Genomic DNA, 16,398 nt, shown 5'->3' with positions numbered 1-16,398 from the left:
GTTACGCCTCCGGTCCCGCTTCCGCCGCCATGGGGGCGGGGGCGGGACCGGGGGCGGGCGTGCGGTGGTCGAAGGCGATCAACGGGTCTCCGGTGAGCGGATGGTCGACCACCGCCGCCCGCACGCCGAACACCTCCGCCAGCAGCTCGGGGGTCAGCACGTCGCGCGGCTCCCCCGAGGCCACCAGGGCCCCGCGGTGCAGGACGTGCAACCGGTCGCAGACGGAGGCGGCGGCGTTGAGGTCGTGCAGGGCGACCAGCGTGGTGCGGCGCTGCTCGCGCAACAGGGCGAGCAGCTCCACCTGGTGCCGCACGTCCAGGTGGTTGGTCGGCTCGTCCAGCACCAGGACGTCCGGCTGCTGGGCCAAGGCCCGCGCCAGCAGCACGCGTTGGCGCTCGCCCCCGGAGAGCTGGGCGAACCGGCGGGCCGACGCCGCGGCCATCCCGACCCGGCCCAGCGCCTCGGCGACCACCCGGCGGTCCTCGGCGTCGTCCGCCGCGAAGGCCCGCTTGTACGGGGTGCGGCCCATCGCGACCACCTCGCGGACGGTCAACTCGAAGTCGCCGCCGCGCTCCTGGGGCAGCGCGGCGATGTGCCGGGCGGACTGGGCGGGGGTGAGGTCGGACAGCTCCCGGCCGGCCAGCAGGACCCGCCCGCCGCTGGGCCTCAGGTGCCGGTAGACGGTGCGCAGCAGGCTGGACTTGCCGCTGCCGTTGGGTCCGACCAGCCCGGCGATCTCGCCCTCCTTGGCGACCAGGTGGACGCCGGCCACCACCGCCCGCCCGGCCAGCGTGACGGTCAGGTCCTCGACCGCGATCCTCAATTCCGCTCCAGTCGTCGGTCCAGCAGGTAGAGCAGGGTGGGCGCGCCGAGCACGGCGGTGACCACGCCGATCGGCAGCTCCTGGGTGTCCAGCGCGGTGCGGGCGGCGGTGTCGACCACCACCAGGAGTACCGCCCCGGTGAGGGCCGACAGCGGCAGCAGCCGGCGGTGGTCGCCGCCGACGAGCAGCCGGCAGACGTGCGGCACCATCAGCCCGACGAAGCCGATCGCACCGGAGACGGCGACGAGCACGCCGGTCAGCACGCTGGTGACGGCGAAGACCTCGCGGCGCAGCCGGGTGACGTCGACGCCGAGCCCGGCCGCCGTCTCGTCGCCCATCAGGAGCGCGTTCAGTCCCCGGGCGCGGGCCAGGAGCAGCGCCAGGCCGAGCGCCACGGCGGCCGCGGGGACGGCGAGCTGGCTCCAGACAGCGCCGCCGAGGCTGCCCATCAACCAGAACAGCACACCTCTGGTGCGCTGCTCGTCCCCGGTCTGCAGGACGAGGTAGCTGGTGAACCCGGCGAGGAACTGCCCGATGCCGATGCCGGCCAGGACCAGGCGCAGCGGTGAGAACCCGCCGCCGCGCCGGGCCAGCACCCAGACCAGGCTGAACGCGCCGAGCGCGCCGAGGAAGGCGGCCAGCGAGACGGTCAACCCGAGCGCACCGCCGAAGGCCGCCTCCAGACCGAGCCCGCCGCCGAGGACGATCACCGCGACCGCCCCGAGCGAGGCGCCGGAGGAGATCCCGAGCAGGTAGGGGTCGGCGAGCGGGTTGCGGACCAGGGCCTGGACGGCGGTGCCGACGAGCCCGAGCCCGGCCCCGACCGTCGCGGCGAGCAGGGCGCGCGGGACACGCAGGTGCCAGACGATGAGGTCGCGGGTACCGGGCCCGGGGGTGCGCCCGGTGAGCCGGTGGGCGACCACCGACCAGACCTCGCCGGGCGGGACGTCCACCGAGCCGAGCGAGACGGCCGCGGTGAGCGCGGCGAGCAGGGCGAGCCCGAGCAGCGCGGCGAGCGGGCCGGCGCGCAGGGTGCGCGTCCGGCGCCGCCGCCCGTCGGCGGTGGCGGCAGCGGCGGAGGTCGCGGGTGCCACGGGTGCCACCGCCCTACTGGCCGTTCTTGACGAGCGCCGGATGGACGGTGGCGGCGATCCGCCGGACGGTGTCGGCGTTGCGCACCCCGGCGATGGTGGTGACCTCGGAGCCGATCCGCAGGAACCTGCCGTCCCTGACCGCAGGCAGGCCCTGGGTGGCCGGGAAGTCGCGCAGGAAGGCCTCGGCCGCGTCGAAGGCCTTGCGGTTCTCCTCCTCGCTGCCCCGGTTGCGGACGGCGAGCTGGATCCAGTCGGGGTTCCTGCCCACCACGTCCTCCCAGGAGACCGGCTTGAAGTCGGCGTCGCAGTCGGCGAAGACGTTGCGGGCCCCGGCCAGCGTGATCACCGCGTTGGCGACCTGCCGGCCGCAGACGGCGACCGGCTGCTTGGTGCCGGCGTCGAAGTCGAAGAGGAAGTAGCTCGGACGCTGGTCGGCGGGGACGGCGGCGGTCGCGGTGCGCACCTCGCCGACGGTCCGCTCCATACCGGCCACCAGCTCCTCGGCCCGTGCGGCCGTCCCGGTCACCGCGCCGAGCCGGCGGATGTCGCTCTCGACCTCGGCGAGGTCGGCGCGCGGCCCCTTGGCGGCCTTCGGCGTGCCGGCGCAGGCGGTGGAGAGGAGGAAGACGTGCTGGATGCCGGCCGCCGAGAACTCCTGCTCGGTCGGCCCGGCGCCCGCCGCGCCCATCATCGGCATCGCGCCGAAGGTGTCGACGTAGAGGTCGGCGCCGGAGCCGAGCAGCTTCTCCTTGGCGATCACGGTGGAGCCGAGGACCGGCACCCTCGCCCCCTGCTCGGCGAGCGGCGCGGGCAGGCTGCCCTTGCCCGGCGGGAAGCCGGTGCCTATGACGCGGTCGCCGGCACCGAGCTGGAGCAGCATCTCCAGGCTCGCGGCATTGCTGGTGACGATCTTCCTCGGCGCCTGTGCGACCGTGGTCTCCTTGCCCGCGCAGTCCGCCACCTTCACCGGGAACGCGCCGGCGGCGGTGGTCCCCCCGCCACCGGCGCCTCCGCTTCCGCCGTCCGCACTGCCGCCACCACCGCTCCCGCAGGCGGTGGCGAACAGGGCGACGGCGGCCGCGATGCCGCAGAGGACGCGAGGGCGCATGACAACTCTCCTGGTCAATGGTCGTGCCGGGGCTCGGCCTGAGAACCCGGTCCAGGTAGTCGGCCGCCGCGGCCGCCCGGTTCCCGCGACTTTCACCGGGGCGGCGGGGCGGCGGGGCGGCGGGGGCGGCGGGGCGGCGGGGCGGCGGGGCGGCGGAGCCCTGGTCTAGGGTGTGCTGATGGAGCAGCAGGCGGCTGGGGGAATGCCGGTGGGCGGGGACGCTCGGGCGGCCGCGGGCCGGCGGCCCGACGACCCCCCGGTGGACGACCTGGGCTCGGCGGTGCCGCTCGGCGGCGGGCCGGTGCGGCGAGTGGTGTCGCTGGTCCCCTCGCTGACCGAGGCCGTCGCCGCCACCGCACCCCACCTGCTGGTCGGCGCCACCGACTGGTGCACCCACCCCGCCGGTCTGACCGCCACCCGGATCGGCGGCACCAAGAACCCCGACGTCCGGCGGATCGCCGCGCTCGCCCCCGACCTCGTCCTCGCCAACGACGAGGAGAACCGCCGCCCGGACCTCGACGCCCTGCGGGCCGCCGGACTGCCGGTCTGGGTCACCGACATCCGCACGCTGGAGCAGGCCTTCACCTCGCTGCACCGCCTGCTCACCGCCGGCTGCGGCCTGCCCCGCCCCGCCTGGCTGGACGCCGCCGAGGCCGCCTGGGCCGATCCGGGAGCGCGCGCGCTGCGCCCGCGCCGGAGCGCCGTCGTGCCGATCTGGCGACGCCCGTGGATGGTGCTGGGCCGCGACACGTTCGCCGGCGACCTGCTCGGCCGCCTCGGCGTCGACCTCCTCCACACCGACCGCCCCGACCGCTATCCGGCCGTCCCCCTGCCGGAACTCCTCGCCTGTGAGCCCGACTTGGTCGTCCTCCCGGACGAGCCGTACCGGTTCACGGCGGTGGACGGCCCCGAGGCGTTCCCCGGCATCCCGACCGCGCTGGTCAGCGGCCGACACCTGACCTGGTACGGACCGTCACTGACGGAGGCCCCGGCCGTGCTGGCCGCGCAGCTGCGCGCGGACGTCCCGCAGGCCTGAGCGTCGTCACCGACTCCCCGCCGGCTCCCCGCGGAATCCGCATCCGATCCATGCCCGGCTCCCCGCCAGTTCAGCGCCCCCGATCGGCCCGACCCCGGCAGCCGACGTCAAAGTCCGATCGTCGTACGATGTCGCCTTCTCGCCGGGCCGTCCGGCGAGGCATCGGGGGGAGCGGATCCATGCCAGGGCACGAGCGCAGGCCGGAGCACGAGCAGGGCCACCTGCGGGGGACGAACCCCGTGCGGGAACCGGAGCACGGTCGGGGCCGGAGCGGCGTTCGGCGGGCGCTGGTCCTGGTCTCGGCGGCGGCCGTGTCCACGGCCCTGCTGACCGGATGCGGCACCGAGAAGGCCGACGGTACCGCCGGGAGCACGGGCACGCCCGCCCCGGTGGCGACCACCACCGGGGCGGAGACCACGCCATCGCCGTCCGCGACGCCCTCCGCCGACGCCTCACCGAGCGCGACCGCGACCGCGACCGCGAGCCCCACCGCCGGCAGGAGCGCCTCACCGAGCGCGACGGCGGGCAGGTCGGGCAAGCCCAGCCCGGCCGCGACGCCCAGCAGCGCCCAACCGAGCACCGGCACCAAGCCCGCCGACCCGGCCCCCAAGGCCGCGCCGGCGCCCCCGCCCGGCCCGGCGGCGGTGGTGCCGGCGCCCGCGCCGACGCCCAAGCCCGGCCCGGTCGCGCCCACCCCGCCGCCGGCTCCGCCGACGCCGCACGTCCCGCCGCTGCAGAGCGGCTGCACCCCCACCAAGCCCCAGCCCGACGAGCCGAAGGAGGCGGTCGGCGCCGCCCTCACCGCGGCCGCCGGCCAACCCCGCACGCTGAACCTCAGCAACGGCGGCACCGACAAGCTCCCACCGCTGCCGGTCGGCCTGGTCAAGGCGATCGCCTGGCAGGAGAGCGGCTGGCAGTCCGGCATCCTCGCCTGCGACGGCGGCATCGGGACGATGCAGATCATGCCCGCCACGGTGAGCTGGATGAACAGCAAGTTCGGGACGACCTCCGACCCGAAGACGCTTAACGGGAACGTCCAGCTCGGCACCCAGCTGCTGGACTGGCTGGTCGCCTACTACGGCGACTCCTCCTTCGGCGGCAAGTACGACCTCTCCCCCGACCCGGCCACCGGCAAGACGCCGCTGCTCGACCTGGTCATCGCCGCGTACAACGCGGGGGCGGGCAACGTGCACTACAACACCGTCACCGACCCGGCCACCGGCGCGACCACCGGCAGCCTGGTCATCCCCAACCCCGGCTACGTCGCCAACGTCAAGGCGCTGATGTCCGGCGCGCCCTGGAACAAGGCGGGCTGACCGGCAGGACGGTCCCCGGGGCGCCCGGGGCCGAGCCCTTCGGGACAGGACGGGCGAGGGCCCGGTGGGAGCGGCGATCCGCATCCCACCGGGCCCTCGCCCGTGTCGCTCGTCCGTCGGGTCAGCCGCGCGCGGCCGTGACGGCGGCGCCCAGCGCCTCCTTGATGCGCGGGCCCAGGCGGGCGAAGCCCAGCTCCTTCATCGCGGCGCGCAGCAGCTCCTCGTCGCTGCGCTTCACGCCGTCACCGTCCAGCCACCGGACGACGGCGAGCAGTTCGTCGGCGGAGTAGGCGGTCACCGGGCGGCCCGGGGTGAAGTCGGGCTTCTCCGGCCGGCCGGCGGGCGCGGCCGGCGCGGCCTGGACGACCGGCTCGGGCTCGACGACGGGCTCGGGCTCGACAACGGCCGCCGGCGCGGGCTCGGGCTCGGGCTCGGGGGCGACGTCGGCCTCGGGGGTGGCTTGCTCGACGACCGGCTCGACGGCCGTAGCCTCGGGCTCGACCTCGCCTGTCCCGGCCTCGGGCGCCTCGGCCTCCTCCGGCAGGGCGACGGCCTCGGCGGTCTCCTCGGCGACCGGCTCGACCGGCTCAGCCTGCTCGGCCTCGGCCTCGACCTCGGTCCGGGTCTCGACGGCGCTCTCCTCGGCGACGGTCCCGATGACCTCGGCCGCAGCCTCCCCCGCCTCGGGCTCGGCCTGCTCGGCCTCCACCACCGGCTCGGCCGCGGGCTCGGCCACGACCTCCGCGGCGGCTGCCACGGCGACCGGTTCGGCGGCCGCCACCTCGGCCTCAGTCGCGGGCTCGTCGGCCTCGACCACGGCGGCCCCGGCCGGAGCCCCCTCGGTCTCCGCCGCTGCGACGACCTCGGACTCGGCGGCTTCGGCCACCTCGTGCTCGGCCTCCACAACCTCCTCGACCGAGCCGGCCTCGTCCGCAGCCTCCTCGACAACCGGCTCGTCGGCCTCAGCCCCGACCTCGCCGTTCTCGGCCGCGGCCCCGACCTCGTCGACCTCCTCCGGCTCCACGGCCGGGGCAACCTCGGCCACCCCCTCGGCGGCCTCGACCACGGCGGCCTCGACCACGGCGGCCTCGCCCTCGGGCTCGGGCTGGACCTCGGCCCCGATCTCGACGGGCTTCGCCGGGAGGATCGGGGTGACGTCGACCAGGTCGTCCGCCGCGGGGGACGGCGCCGGGAGCGTCACGACGACGGGCTGAACCTCCACAGGCTCCTCGCCGGTGAGCTCGTCGGCCAGCACCGGCTCGGCGTCCGCGGCGTCCGGCTCGGTCGCGGCCTCGGGCTCGGACTCGGCCGCCGCCTCGGGCTCGGGCCCGGTCTCCACCACGGCCTCCGGCTCCGGCTCGACGGCCCCCGTCGCCTCCGCCTCCACCTCGTCCGCAGCGCCGGCCTCGGCGGTCATCTCCGGCTCGGCCTCGTCCCGGGTGCCGGCCAGACCGTCCCGCTGGCCACCGGCCAGGGCCTGGCGGGCCGTGAAGGCGGCCTCGGCCGCGCGGCGGTCGGCGCGGGCCTCGGTCAGCTCGGCGAGCAGGTCGGCCAGGCCGGCCTCCTCCAGAGTGGCGCGCAGCGAGCGGATGGTCGGCAGGCGGTAGAGCGTTCCCTCGTCCGCCGCGAGCCGCTCGACCAGGTCGATCAGCTCGCCGAACGGCAACCCGTCGAGGTCGTGCTCGGGCAGCAGGCGGGCCAGCTCGCGCAGGCCGGTGCCGATCGCTTCGAAGGCCGTGGCGGTCTTCTCGACCAGCGCGCCGTCGGCGGGCGGGTTCGGCAGGGTGCCGGCCGGGGCGAGGACGGCCCAGGCCCGGCGCTCGATCTCGGCGGAGCTGAAGGCCTCGTGCAGTTCCTCGGGGCGGACCTTGCGACCGTCGCGGGCGAACGCCGCGGCCTGCTTGCGCAGCCCGCGGACCTTCAGGAACGACAGCTTGACGCCGCGCTCGCGCCGCCAGGCGCGGTCGGCGGTGGCGGCGATGAGGGCGTCGAGGTCGGCATCGTAGGCGGCGCCGACCAGCGTCGCGGAGGTCCTGTGGACGCGCTGGAGGAGCTCGACCAGCAGCGCCGCCTTGGCGACGGTGTCCGGTTCGTCCAGCTTCGCGTCGGCGGCCAGGGCGGTGACGGCGTCCCAGGTCTGCTGGAGGTCGCGACCGCGCAGCTCCGCGAGGACGGTCGAGGCGGCGCGGGCGTCCTCGGGGGTGGCGACCGTGTCGACGGCCGCGTACCAGGCGTGGCTCTCCGCGGTGAGGGTGAAGGCACCGAGCTCGGCGTAGCGGCCGAGCTCGTCCCGGAGGTCGGTGTCCGTCGCAGCCGGCCGGGCCGTCGTCTGCTCCAGGTCGGTGGCGTCCGTGGTGTCGGCGGCGTCCGTGGCGGTCTCGGCGTCGGCGGCCTTGGCATCGGCGGCGTCGGCCGCGTCGGCGTTGCGCGAGTGAAGCACTGTCATGTGAGGTCCGGTTCTGGGCGACTGCGGCGGGGGCTGGGCGGCGGGGGGACGGCCGACCGGGTGCGCGGGGCCCCGGCGGGAGGGGGCCGGGGGGCGCGCGATCGGCCTGCCGGTTGTGGAGGCCCAGAATACGGGTGCCCGTTCGAGCCTTGCACGCACCCACCGCCCGATGGACCGATGTGGCGTCCCACACCGCTCACCTGGGCGCTACTCGGGAGGACCGGACGGGTGATGCGGTCCGGGGCCGGACGGGCGGGGCGGACGCTGACCGGACCGCCGGCCGCCACCGCTGCGGAGCCCGTCCACCGGCACCGTCCTGGCGCGCCGGCCCAGGGGCGGCCGGTAGCCGGATCGGGTGAGGGCGTCAAGGCTGACGGGGCCGAGGTACTCGTGCAGCTCGGTCCGGTGCCACCACGCGCCGGTCTCCCGCAGTTCGCGCCAACCGGTGAACCGGTAGAGGTAGAGGGTCGCCCGGACGTGCGTGGGCGGGGTGTCCGGAAAGGGGTTGCTCCGCAGCAGCCGCAGGGTGTCCGGGTCGTTGACGAGCAGCCGGGCGACGAACGGCAGGAACCACGGCCGGGCGTACGCGGGCGAGATCCCGGCGAACCACATCAGCCAGTCCAGCCGCAGGTGGTAGGGGGCGTACTGGCGCGGGAGCCGGCGCACGTCCCCGGGCTTGCCCTTGAAGCCGTACTCGCGCCAGACCGTGTGCCGGGTGACGGTGGGCTCGTCGGTCCCCTCCACGACGACCTCCTGGCGGATCCGGTTGATGCTGCCGAAGGCGCCGTAGGTGTTGACCAGGTGGAGGCGGTTGAAGGAACGGTTCATGACCTGGCCGCGGGAGATCATGTTCCGCACCGGCCAGTAGCTGAGCACGGCGACGCCGCAGGTCAGCGCGATCACCAGGACCTCGAACCAGACCGGTGTGCCGGCGTAGGAACGGGGGTGGACCGGCAGGCCCAGCCGGGCGGGGTCGACGGCGGCGAGGGCGAGCGTGATGGTGAGCCAGTTCAGCCAGGCGAAGTTCCCCGAGGCGACCAGCCAGAGCTGGGTCACCACGATCACGGAGGCCGCGTACGTGGCGACGGGCTGCGGGAGGAGGAGGGCGACCGGGACCACGAGTTGGGTGACGTGGTTGGCGGCGGCCTCGATCCGGTGCAGCGGGGCGGGCAGGTGGTGGAAGAACCAGCTGAGCGGGCCGGGCATGGGCTGCGTCTCGTGGTGGTAGCGCAGGCAGGTCAGGTCCCGCCAGCAGCTGTCGCCGCGCAGCTTGATCAGCCCGGCGCCGAACTCGACCCGGAGGACCAGCCAGCGCATCAGCCAGAGCACCAGGACGGGCGGGGCCACGTCCTCGTTGCCGAGGAAGACGGCGAGGGAACCCGCCTCCAGCAGCAGGGACTCCCAGCCGAAGGAGTACCAGGTCTGCCCGACGTTGACGATCGAGAGGTAGAGGACCCAGAGCACCGTCCACAGCAGCACGGCCGCCCAGAGCGGCACGGCGTCGCCGAGCCCACCGACCAGCGCGGCGGAGAGCGCGGCCCCGGTCATGGCGACGGCGGCGAAGAAGCGGTCGCTGTAGTGGAGGTGGAAGAGGCCGGGTGCGCTGCGGAACGGCACCCGGGCGGTGAAGCGGGGCACCGGGAGCATCCCGGAGGCGCCGATCAGGGCGCGGAACTGGGCAGCGGCCGCGAGGAAGCCGGTGAGGTAGAGGCCGGCGAGCAGCCGTTGCACGAGCAGTCGGCTGAGCCAGTACTCGGGGGCGGCGAACCAGTCCATGCGGCCCATGCCTACCACCGGCGGGACGGCCGGGCGGCCGGGCCGGCTGCGCGGCGGCGGCGGTTCACCCGGGCGGCACCGTCACCGGAGAGCATCGTGGCGGGGAGCCTCTCCTCGGGGGTGAGAGGCGCCCCGCCACGATGACGGTGCGACGTGCGGTGCGACGGCCGGTGCGACGTGCAGACGACGGGCCGTACGACGGGCGGTGCGAGAGCGGTTCGGCGTGCAGTGTCGTGCAGTGTGACGTGTGGTGCGACGTGCAGGACGACGGCCGGTGCGACGAGCGGTTCGGCGTGCGGTGTGACGCGTGGTGCGATCGAGTGCGGTCGGAGGTGCAGTGGACGGTGTCCTGGAGGGCCTGCTCAGGGCTCAGCCCGGCAGGAGCGGTCCGGTCTCACCACCGCCGAGGCCCGGACGGCCGGCCCCGTTCTGCTGCAGCCGGTCCACCAGCAGGGCGGCGAGCGTGCCCAGCTCCTCCTCGGTGCGGGACTGCGCGGTGACATCCATGCCGACGGTGACCACGCCGTTGACCTGCCCGGTGCGGGCGCTCCGGAGCGGGGTGCAGGTGAAGCTGAAGATCTGCTGGATCCGCTGGGCGTCCGGCCGGACCGACTGGATACGGACGTCGTTCAGGACGGTGGTCCGCCCGGTGTGGTAGGCCTCCGCGACCGCCCGGTCGAGTCCGGCCGCGCCGAGCTGCGGGTAGGCCATGCCGACCGATCCGTACGCCGTCGGGGCGCCGAAGGTGTCGGCGTGCTGGGCGTTGGCGTAGCGGATCTCCTGGCCGGGGCCGTCGGTGAGCATGATCGGGAAGGGCGAACCGTCGAAGGCCGCGAACATCTCCTGCTGCTGGGCGAGCAGGTTGTCGCGCAGCCGGATCTCGGAGAGCAGGGCCTCGGCGAGGTGCTGGATGTCGCGCAGCCGCTCGCGCCCCCACTGGCGGGGCTCGCGGTCGAGGACGCAGACGGTGCCGATGACGGTGTTGGTGTCGTCGACCAGCGGGGCGCCGAGGTAGGCGCGCACGCCCAGCTCGTCGACGACCGGGTTCCCCGCGAACCGCGGGTAGGCCAGGATGTCGTCGAGGGCGAGCGGGGAGCGCTGCGCGACGACGTGCGGGCAGAAGCCGTGGCTCAGCGGCATCTCCCGGGTCGGGAGGTCGAACGCGATGCCGCGGTCGGCCCAGGAGGCACCGATTTCGGCCGTGGATTCGGCGGAGGTTGGCGGAATGTAGAGCCCCCGGAACATCTGTCGCTCGTCGTTGATGAAGTTGACCATCGCGATGGGGGCGCGGGTGATGCTGGCGGCGAGGTGAGCGAAGCGGTCGAAGGCCTCGTCCGCGGTCGGCTCGTTGAGACCGAGGCTGCGCAGCCTGCGGGTCCGCTCGGACTCGCCGCCGGCACCCGGGAACTGGCCTTGAGTGCTCATCACATCAGTCATGTCGCACATGTAATCAGACATCATGCGGCCGTCGCGCTCCCGGCCCTCCACGGACAGCTTGCTGATGCTCAGCCAAAGCGCCACGTGAACGGGGCCGGACCGGGCGACAAAGCGGGGGAAGATCGTTTCCCCTTCCGGCGACCGTTCAACCCCATTCGGCGGCGGACCTATCCGGATCCGGCCAATCCAAGATCCACACTGGAGACGTCCTGTTTGCCGGACAACAATGGCCCTGCCGAAAATGCGGGCGGTTCCCCCAAGGACTCGGCCCGACTACTCCGCACGCACCGGCTGCACCCTGGGCAACCGGCCGCCACCCCAACTCCCCACCCTCGGGCGGCCGGCGCGGATCGGCGGCACGGATGGAGGCACGACTAACCGACGGACCGAGAGGACCCAGCATGGCGATGGACTACTTCACCGACGAGCGACACGAGAGCCTCCGGGCGGAGGTGCGTGAGTTCGCCGAGAAGGAGGTACGTCCGCAGGTGGCCAGAATGGAAGCCACTCGCGAGGTCGAGGTCGAGCTCTCCCGCGAGATCGCACGCCGCGGCTGGATCGGCGCCACCATCCCCCGCGCGTTCGGGGGCATGGGTCTGGGCCACCTCGCCAAGACGGTCATCGTCGAGGAGCTGTCCCGGGTCAGCGGCGCGATGGGGGCCATGGCGCAGGCCTCGCAGCTGGGCGTCGCCAAGGTCATCCACTTCGGCTCGGACGCCCAGCGCCGAAAGTGGCTTCCCAGGTTCGCCTCCGGGGAGTCGCTGCCGACCATCGCCGTGACCGAGCCCGAGTCCGGCGGCCACGTGCTCGGCATGACCGGCACCGCGCACCGCGAGGGCGACGAGTACGTGCTCAACGGTCGCAAGTGGTTCGTGGGCAACTCGCACATCGCGGACGTGCACGGCGTGGTGCTGCGCACCGGCGCGGGCAGCAAGGGCCTCTCCGCGTTCCTGGTGGAGAGCAACCGGCCCGGCTTCCGCACCGGCGAGCTCGGCACCCAGAGCGGCCTGCACGGATTCAGCTTCGGCGAGATCGTCTTCGACGACTGCCGGATCCCGGCCACCAACCGGCTCGGCCGGGAGAGCCAGGGTCTGGACGTCGCGTACTCCTCGTCCACGCTGTACGGCCGGCTCAACCTCGCCGCCGTCGCGCTCGGCATCCACGTGGCGATCGTCGAGGACACCGTCCGCTTCGCCGAGGAGCGGACGCTCTACGGCAAGCCGCTCTCCCAGCTGCCCAACATCGCGCTCAAGCTGGGCGAGATGCAGTCCCGGCTGATGACCGCCAAGCTCGCCGCCTACCACGCCTCCCACCTGCTCGACCACGGCAAGGCCTGCGACGCCGAGCTGATGAACGCCAAGCTCATCAACACCGAGTACGCGCTGGACTCCGCCCGCAACGCGATGGAGATCCACGCCGCCCGGGGCCTGCAGAGCGAGTTCCGGATCGAGCGCTACCTGCGGGACGCCACCCACATCTACCCGCCGGCCGGCACCTCGGACGTCCAGCGGCTGCGGCTGGGCCAGTTCGCGGCCGGCACCTACGGCAAGGAGTGGTCGGCGGAGCTCTCCGACCTGGCCAGCTGGGCCTGGACCGAGCTCGCCGAGCGCGAGGCCGCCGCGGAGGCCGAGGCCGTGGCCGTCCAGACCGGAGGGGCGTCGCTGCTGCACATGCCGCTGGCGGGCTGACCCGCGCGGCCGGCCGGGCCCCCTCCCCGCACCGGGAGGGGGCCCGGCCGCGCCGCGCCGGCCCGGTGAGCTGCGGCCGTACCTGCCGCCTGCGGCGCCCGGTCGTTTCGATCATGAACCGGCCATTCCGACGACAGGCATGACCGATGATCAGTTCGAGTCGCCGGACACGGGCGGGAGTTACCGTCCGGTCTCCGGACCGTCCGCCGAGCGGCCCCCCGGCCGGCGCGTTTTGACCTGCTCCTGACGGCTTTCCGGAGGTCGCCCAGCGGCCCCCGGAGAGCCGTCGCCGCGTTCATGGCACACCCTTTGACCAGCGGCGATGCCTCCACGGAGAACGGCGGGGCGGACGGACGGCATGTCATCGCCCGTTCACGTATCGTCAGTTGATGTTGCACTGAGTCCACCTCGTGCTGGTAGCGTGCCCTGCAGTCGGCGGCCGTGTGCACCGCCCGGGACGGTGACACTGCGTCACCCGATCCGGCGTTTCCTCCGGACATCGCCGGCCGTGGGCGTCCCGCCGCCCCGGCCGGGGGGCGCACCGGACCGCACACGGGGGACCCGTCGTTCGGCCCAGCAACAAGGAATCAGATGCCAGGCATATCGGCCCCCCGGACGGGCCACCGCGCCGGCCGGTCCGGCTCCCTCCGCAGCTCGCTCCTCGGCCTCGTGCTGGTCCCCTGCCTGGGTCTCGCCGCCGCCTGGGGCTACGCCGCCTACCTGCTGCGCGACACCGGACACCGCACCGCCCTGCTGACGGTCAGCGCGCTCGTCGCGGTGGTCGTGCTGGGGAGCCTGATCCGCGGCATCGGGCTGGTCCGGGCCCTCTCCACGCGGCTCGCGGGCCTGCGCACCGACACCCTCACCCTCGCCCGGCACGAGATCCCCGACGTCGTCGACCGGCTCCGGGCCGGCGAGTCCGTCCCCGCACCGCCCGCCTGGGCCCCCTCGCGGCGGACCGGCGACGAGGTCCAGCAGACCGCCGACGGCCTCGCCGCCGTCCGGCAGGCCGCCCTCGCCGCCATCGTCCACCAGGCCCAGGGCCGCGAGGGGACGAAGAAGGTCTTCCTCAACATCGCCCGCCGCACCCAGATCCTGATCCACCGCCAGATCAGCATGCTGGACGCGCTGGAGCGCGAGCACGAGGAACCCGACCTGCTGCGCGAGCTGTTCGCCGTCGACCACCTGGCCACCCGGATGCGGCGCAACGCCGAGAACCTGGTCATCCTCGGCGGTGCACTGCCGGCCCGGCGCTGGCGCAACGCCGTGCCCGTGGTCAACGTGCTGCGCAGCGCCGTCTCCGAGACCGAGAACTACTCCCGGGTGGTCGTCCAGGGCGTCCCACGCACCTCGCTCAGCGGGCAGGCCGTCGCGGACGTGATCCACCTGGTCGCGGAGCTGATCGAGAACGGCACCACCTTCTCCCCGCCCTACACCCAGGTGCAGGTCTCCGCCCAGGAAGTCCCCAAGGGCCTGGCCGTCGAGGTCGAGGACCGCGGACTCGGCATGGGCGAGGAGGACTACGAACGCCTCAACGACTACCTGGCCAACCCGCCCGAGCTGGACGTCTCCGCACTCGGCGACGACCTGCGGCTCGGACTCTTCGTGGTGGCCCGGCTCGCCGCCCGGCACGACATCCAGGTCACGCTGCGCCCCTCGCCCTACGGCGGGACGCGGGCCGTGGTGCTGGTGCCCTCGGTGCTGCTGGAGCAGGCGCAGCCGGCCGCCTCGGTGCCCGGTCTGCCGGCCGGTGCCCGGGTCACCCGGACGCCGGTGCCGGAGGTCGGGCCGGTCCAGGACGGCGAGCCGGTCCAGGACGGCGGGCCGGCCTACGCCGGCGGCGAGCCGGCGGCGGACAGCGGCGCGCCGGCCGGCGTGCTCGGCGGCTCGCGGGGCGGCGGACCGGCGGCGGGCGACGAGCCGGCGGCCGGCGGCGCGGGCGGAGCCGGTGGTGCAGACGGAGCGGGCCCGGCGGCCGGGGGTGGCGCCGGTGCCGGTGAGCGGCAGGACAGCGGCCTCAGCATCGGCGAGCTGCTCGCCCAGTACGGCCAGAACGGCGACGCCGGCGCGCGCGAGGAGGGCCGCCTCACCAACGGCGGCCTGTCGGTGGGCGCTTCGATCCCCGGCCTGCCCGGCGCGGTGGTCGTCCCCCGGCCGGCCATGCCGCGGCCGTACGAGATGGGCGAAGCTCCGCCGAGCGGGACTGCGGCCGGCGGGACCCAAACCGGGTTCGCGCACGGGCCCGACGGCGCCGAAGGCGCTCCTACGGGCACCCCGACGGGCACCCCGGCGGACGGCCGGCCCCCGGCCGGCGCCGCCGCGCCCACGCACGAGCGCGCCCCGGAGGCACCCTTGGAGCACGGCCCGGACGGCGAGCTGCGCACCCCGCGCGTCCTGCCGCAGCGGGTACGGAACGCCAGCCTCGCAGAGCAGCTGCGCGAGGCCAACGCGCCCGGCGGAATGCTTCCGCCGCCGGCGGGCTTCCCCGGTGCACCGGCCGACGCGACGCCCGGCGCCGTGACGGGCGGCAGCACCTTCGGCAGCGGCACCTTCGGCGGTGGCGCGTTCGGCGGAGCCTCGTTCGGCGGCAGTGCGTTCGGCGGCAGCACCTTCGGCGGCAGTGCGTTCGACGGCAGTGCTTTCGACGGCGGGACGACGGGCCGGGCCGCCACCGGCGGTGCCCCCGGCGCCGACCCGGGCCCCGTCGACGATCCCTCGCCGCAGCGCTCCCGCGCCACCATGGCCGCCATCCAGCGCGGTACCCGTACCGCCCGTGCGGCGGACCCCGACTCGGACGCACCGGCCGTTCCCCTTGCACCGGCCGCACCCTCCGCAGCTAAGGATCAGCAGTGATGACGCAGTACACCGACACCCAGCGCGACCTCAACTGGCTGCTCGACCAGCTGGTGGCGCGGGTCCCGGAGACCCGGCACGCCATCGTCCTCTCCGAGGACGGCCTGCTGGTCGGGCTCTCCCAGGGCCTGGACCGCGCCGACGCCGAACACCTCTCGGCCGTCGCCTCCGGCCTGCAGAGCCTCGCCCGCGGCGCCGGCCACCGTTTCAACGGCGGCCGGGTCCGGCAGACGGTGATCGAGATGGACCAGCTGTTCCTCTTCGTCACCACCGCCGGCCAGGGCGCCCGGCTGGCCGTGCTGACCACCGAGCTCGTCGACGCCGGCCTGATGGCCTACGAGATCAACATGCTGGTGAAGCAGGTCGGCCAGTACCTCACCGCGGCGCCGCGCAGCGACGCCGGCCAGGTCGGCGTGGGCGGCGGTGCGTGACCGCCGACGCCGAGGAGGCCTGGTTCTTCGACAAGGACGCCGGCCATCTGGTCCGCCCCTACGCCATCACCAACGGGCGGACCGGCCCGGTCCGTGAAGGCTTCGCGCTGATCACCCTGGTGGTCACCGCCGACCCGCGCACGGACACGTCGCGGATGTCGCCCGAACCGGCCGCCATCATCGACCTGTGTCGCGAACGCCCGCTCGCCGTGGCCGAGATCGCGGCCGGCCTCGACCTGCCGGTGAGCGTCGTGAAGGTCCTGCTGGACGACCTGGCCGAGGCCCGTCTGATCCTCACCCGGGCTCCCGTCCAGCTCGCCGAGGCGCCGGACGTCTCGCTGATCCAGGCCGTGATCGAGGGCGTCCGCCGGCTCTGACACCGACGACCGC

The 16,398-nt window shown here is 74.8% G+C and carries 12 protein-coding genes; 6 read left to right on the top strand and 6 right to left on the bottom strand.

Annotation, left to right across the window (positions count from 1 at the left end):
• Position 1: 1 nt before the first annotated feature.
• From MCM47_RS16375 to MCM47_RS16365, 3 genes are read right to left on the bottom strand one after another with little or no spacing between them, the layout of a single operon-like run.
• Complete coding sequence (locus MCM47_RS16375) at positions 2 to 823, bottom strand: ABC transporter ATP-binding protein (RefSeq protein WP_238862350.1); 822 nt, start codon at positions 821 to 823, stop codon at positions 2 to 4.
• Positions 820 to 1,917: an iron ABC transporter permease gene (locus MCM47_RS16370; RefSeq protein WP_238862349.1), complete on the bottom strand. Its 1,098-nt coding sequence runs from the start codon at positions 1,915 to 1,917 to the stop codon at positions 820 to 822. Before MCM47_RS16370 ends, MCM47_RS16375 begins: the two co-directional genes overlap by 4 nt.
• Before the next feature lie 13 nt (positions 1,918 to 1,930).
• Positions 1,931 to 3,025, bottom strand: a complete 1,095-nt coding sequence (locus MCM47_RS16365) for an ABC transporter substrate-binding protein (protein ID WP_238862348.1) — start codon at positions 3,023 to 3,025, stop codon at positions 1,931 to 1,933.
• A gap of 178 nt (positions 3,026 to 3,203) precedes the next feature.
• On the opposite strand from MCM47_RS16365, the gene MCM47_RS16360 reads away from it, so the two are divergent.
• Both MCM47_RS16360 and MCM47_RS42595 read left to right on the top strand, forming a co-directional pair.
• A complete protein-coding gene (locus MCM47_RS16360) occupies positions 3,204 to 4,061 on the top strand; it encodes a helical backbone metal receptor (RefSeq protein WP_238862347.1) in 858 nt (285 codons plus the stop codon).
• A gap of 179 nt (positions 4,062 to 4,240) precedes the next feature.
• Positions 4,241 to 5,377, top strand: a complete 1,137-nt coding sequence (locus MCM47_RS42595; protein ID WP_305067987.1) for a transglycosylase SLT domain-containing protein — start codon at positions 4,241 to 4,243, stop codon at positions 5,375 to 5,377.
• Positions 5,378 to 5,498: 121 nt separating this feature from the next.
• Here MCM47_RS42595 and MCM47_RS16345 read toward each other — a convergent pair whose 3' ends face one another.
• The 3 genes from MCM47_RS16345 to MCM47_RS16335 form a co-directional block, all read right to left on the bottom strand.
• Entirely contained in the window at positions 5,499 to 7,823 is a 2,325-nt protein-coding gene (locus MCM47_RS16345) for a hypothetical protein (RefSeq protein WP_238862346.1), read from the bottom strand.
• A gap of 207 nt (positions 7,824 to 8,030) precedes the next feature.
• Positions 8,031 to 9,599: a lipase maturation factor family protein gene (locus MCM47_RS16340; RefSeq protein ID WP_238862649.1), complete on the bottom strand. Its 1,569-nt coding sequence runs from the start codon at positions 9,597 to 9,599 to the stop codon at positions 8,031 to 8,033.
• Positions 9,600 to 9,968: 369 nt separating this feature from the next.
• Positions 9,969 to 11,024 (bottom strand): GAF domain-containing protein, encoded by a 1,056-nt coding sequence (locus MCM47_RS16335; RefSeq protein ID WP_238862345.1) that lies wholly within the window; start codon positions 11,022 to 11,024, stop codon positions 9,969 to 9,971.
• A 419-nt stretch (positions 11,025 to 11,443) separates the two neighbouring features.
• Between MCM47_RS16335 and MCM47_RS16330 the strand changes: the two genes are divergently transcribed.
• The 4 genes from MCM47_RS16330 to MCM47_RS16310 all read left to right on the top strand — a co-directional run bounded on the left by MCM47_RS16330 (position 11,444) and on the right by MCM47_RS16310 (position 16,385).
• Positions 11,444 to 12,724 (top strand): acyl-CoA dehydrogenase family protein, encoded by a 1,281-nt coding sequence (locus MCM47_RS16330; RefSeq protein WP_238862648.1) that lies wholly within the window; start codon positions 11,444 to 11,446, stop codon positions 12,722 to 12,724.
• Positions 12,725 to 13,315: 591 nt separating this feature from the next.
• Positions 13,316 to 15,577, top strand: a complete 2,262-nt coding sequence (locus MCM47_RS42590; protein WP_305067986.1) for an ATP-binding protein — start codon at positions 13,316 to 13,318, stop codon at positions 15,575 to 15,577.
• Positions 15,577 to 16,008 carry a roadblock/LC7 domain-containing protein gene (locus MCM47_RS16315; RefSeq protein ID WP_238862344.1) on the top strand — a complete coding sequence of 144 codons (432 nt, stop codon included), beginning with the start codon at positions 15,577 to 15,579 and terminating at the stop codon, positions 16,006 to 16,008. The genes MCM47_RS42590 and MCM47_RS16315 overlap by 1 nt, the downstream gene beginning before the upstream one ends.
• Positions 16,005 to 16,385 (top strand): DUF742 domain-containing protein, encoded by a 381-nt coding sequence (locus MCM47_RS16310; RefSeq protein ID WP_238862343.1) that lies wholly within the window; start codon positions 16,005 to 16,007, stop codon positions 16,383 to 16,385. The genes MCM47_RS16315 and MCM47_RS16310 overlap by 4 nt, the downstream gene beginning before the upstream one ends.
• Positions 16,386 to 16,398: the final 13 nt, after the last annotated feature.

Origin of the sequence: Kitasatospora sp. A2-31, assembly GCF_022288725.1 — a bacterium.
Taxonomy (GTDB): domain Bacteria; phylum Actinomycetota; class Actinomycetes; order Streptomycetales; family Streptomycetaceae; genus Kitasatospora.
The sequence above is the reverse complement of the archived record's forward strand: the minus strand, read 5'-3'. Positions and strand labels throughout refer to the sequence as shown.

Excerpts from the sequence above, each read along its gene's own strand:
- MCM47_RS16365 (WP_238862348.1), bottom strand. The coding sequence starts at position 3,025 with ATGCGCCCTCGCGTCCTCTGCGGCATCGCGGCCGCCGTCGCCCTGTTC.
- MCM47_RS16360 (WP_238862347.1), top strand. The coding sequence starts at position 3,204 with ATGGAGCAGCAGGCGGCTGGGGGAATGCCGGTGGGCGGGGACGCTCGG.
- MCM47_RS42595 (WP_305067987.1), top strand. The coding sequence starts at position 4,241 with ATGCCAGGGCACGAGCGCAGGCCGGAGCACGAGCAGGGCCACCTGCGG.
- MCM47_RS16345 (WP_238862346.1), bottom strand. The coding sequence starts at position 7,823 with ATGACAGTGCTTCACTCGCGCAACGCCGACGCGGCCGACGCCGCCGAT.
- MCM47_RS16340 (WP_238862649.1), bottom strand. The coding sequence starts at position 9,599 with ATGGACTGGTTCGCCGCCCCCGAGTACTGGCTCAGCCGACTGCTCGTG.
- MCM47_RS16335 (WP_238862345.1), bottom strand. The coding sequence starts at position 11,024 with ATGAGCACTCAAGGCCAGTTCCCGGGTGCCGGCGGCGAGTCCGAGCGG.
- MCM47_RS16330 (WP_238862648.1), top strand. The coding sequence starts at position 11,444 with ATGGACTACTTCACCGACGAGCGACACGAGAGCCTCCGGGCGGAGGTG.
- MCM47_RS42590 (WP_305067986.1), top strand. The coding sequence starts at position 13,316 with ATGCCAGGCATATCGGCCCCCCGGACGGGCCACCGCGCCGGCCGGTCC.
- MCM47_RS16315 (WP_238862344.1), top strand. The coding sequence starts at position 15,577 with ATGACGCAGTACACCGACACCCAGCGCGACCTCAACTGGCTGCTCGAC.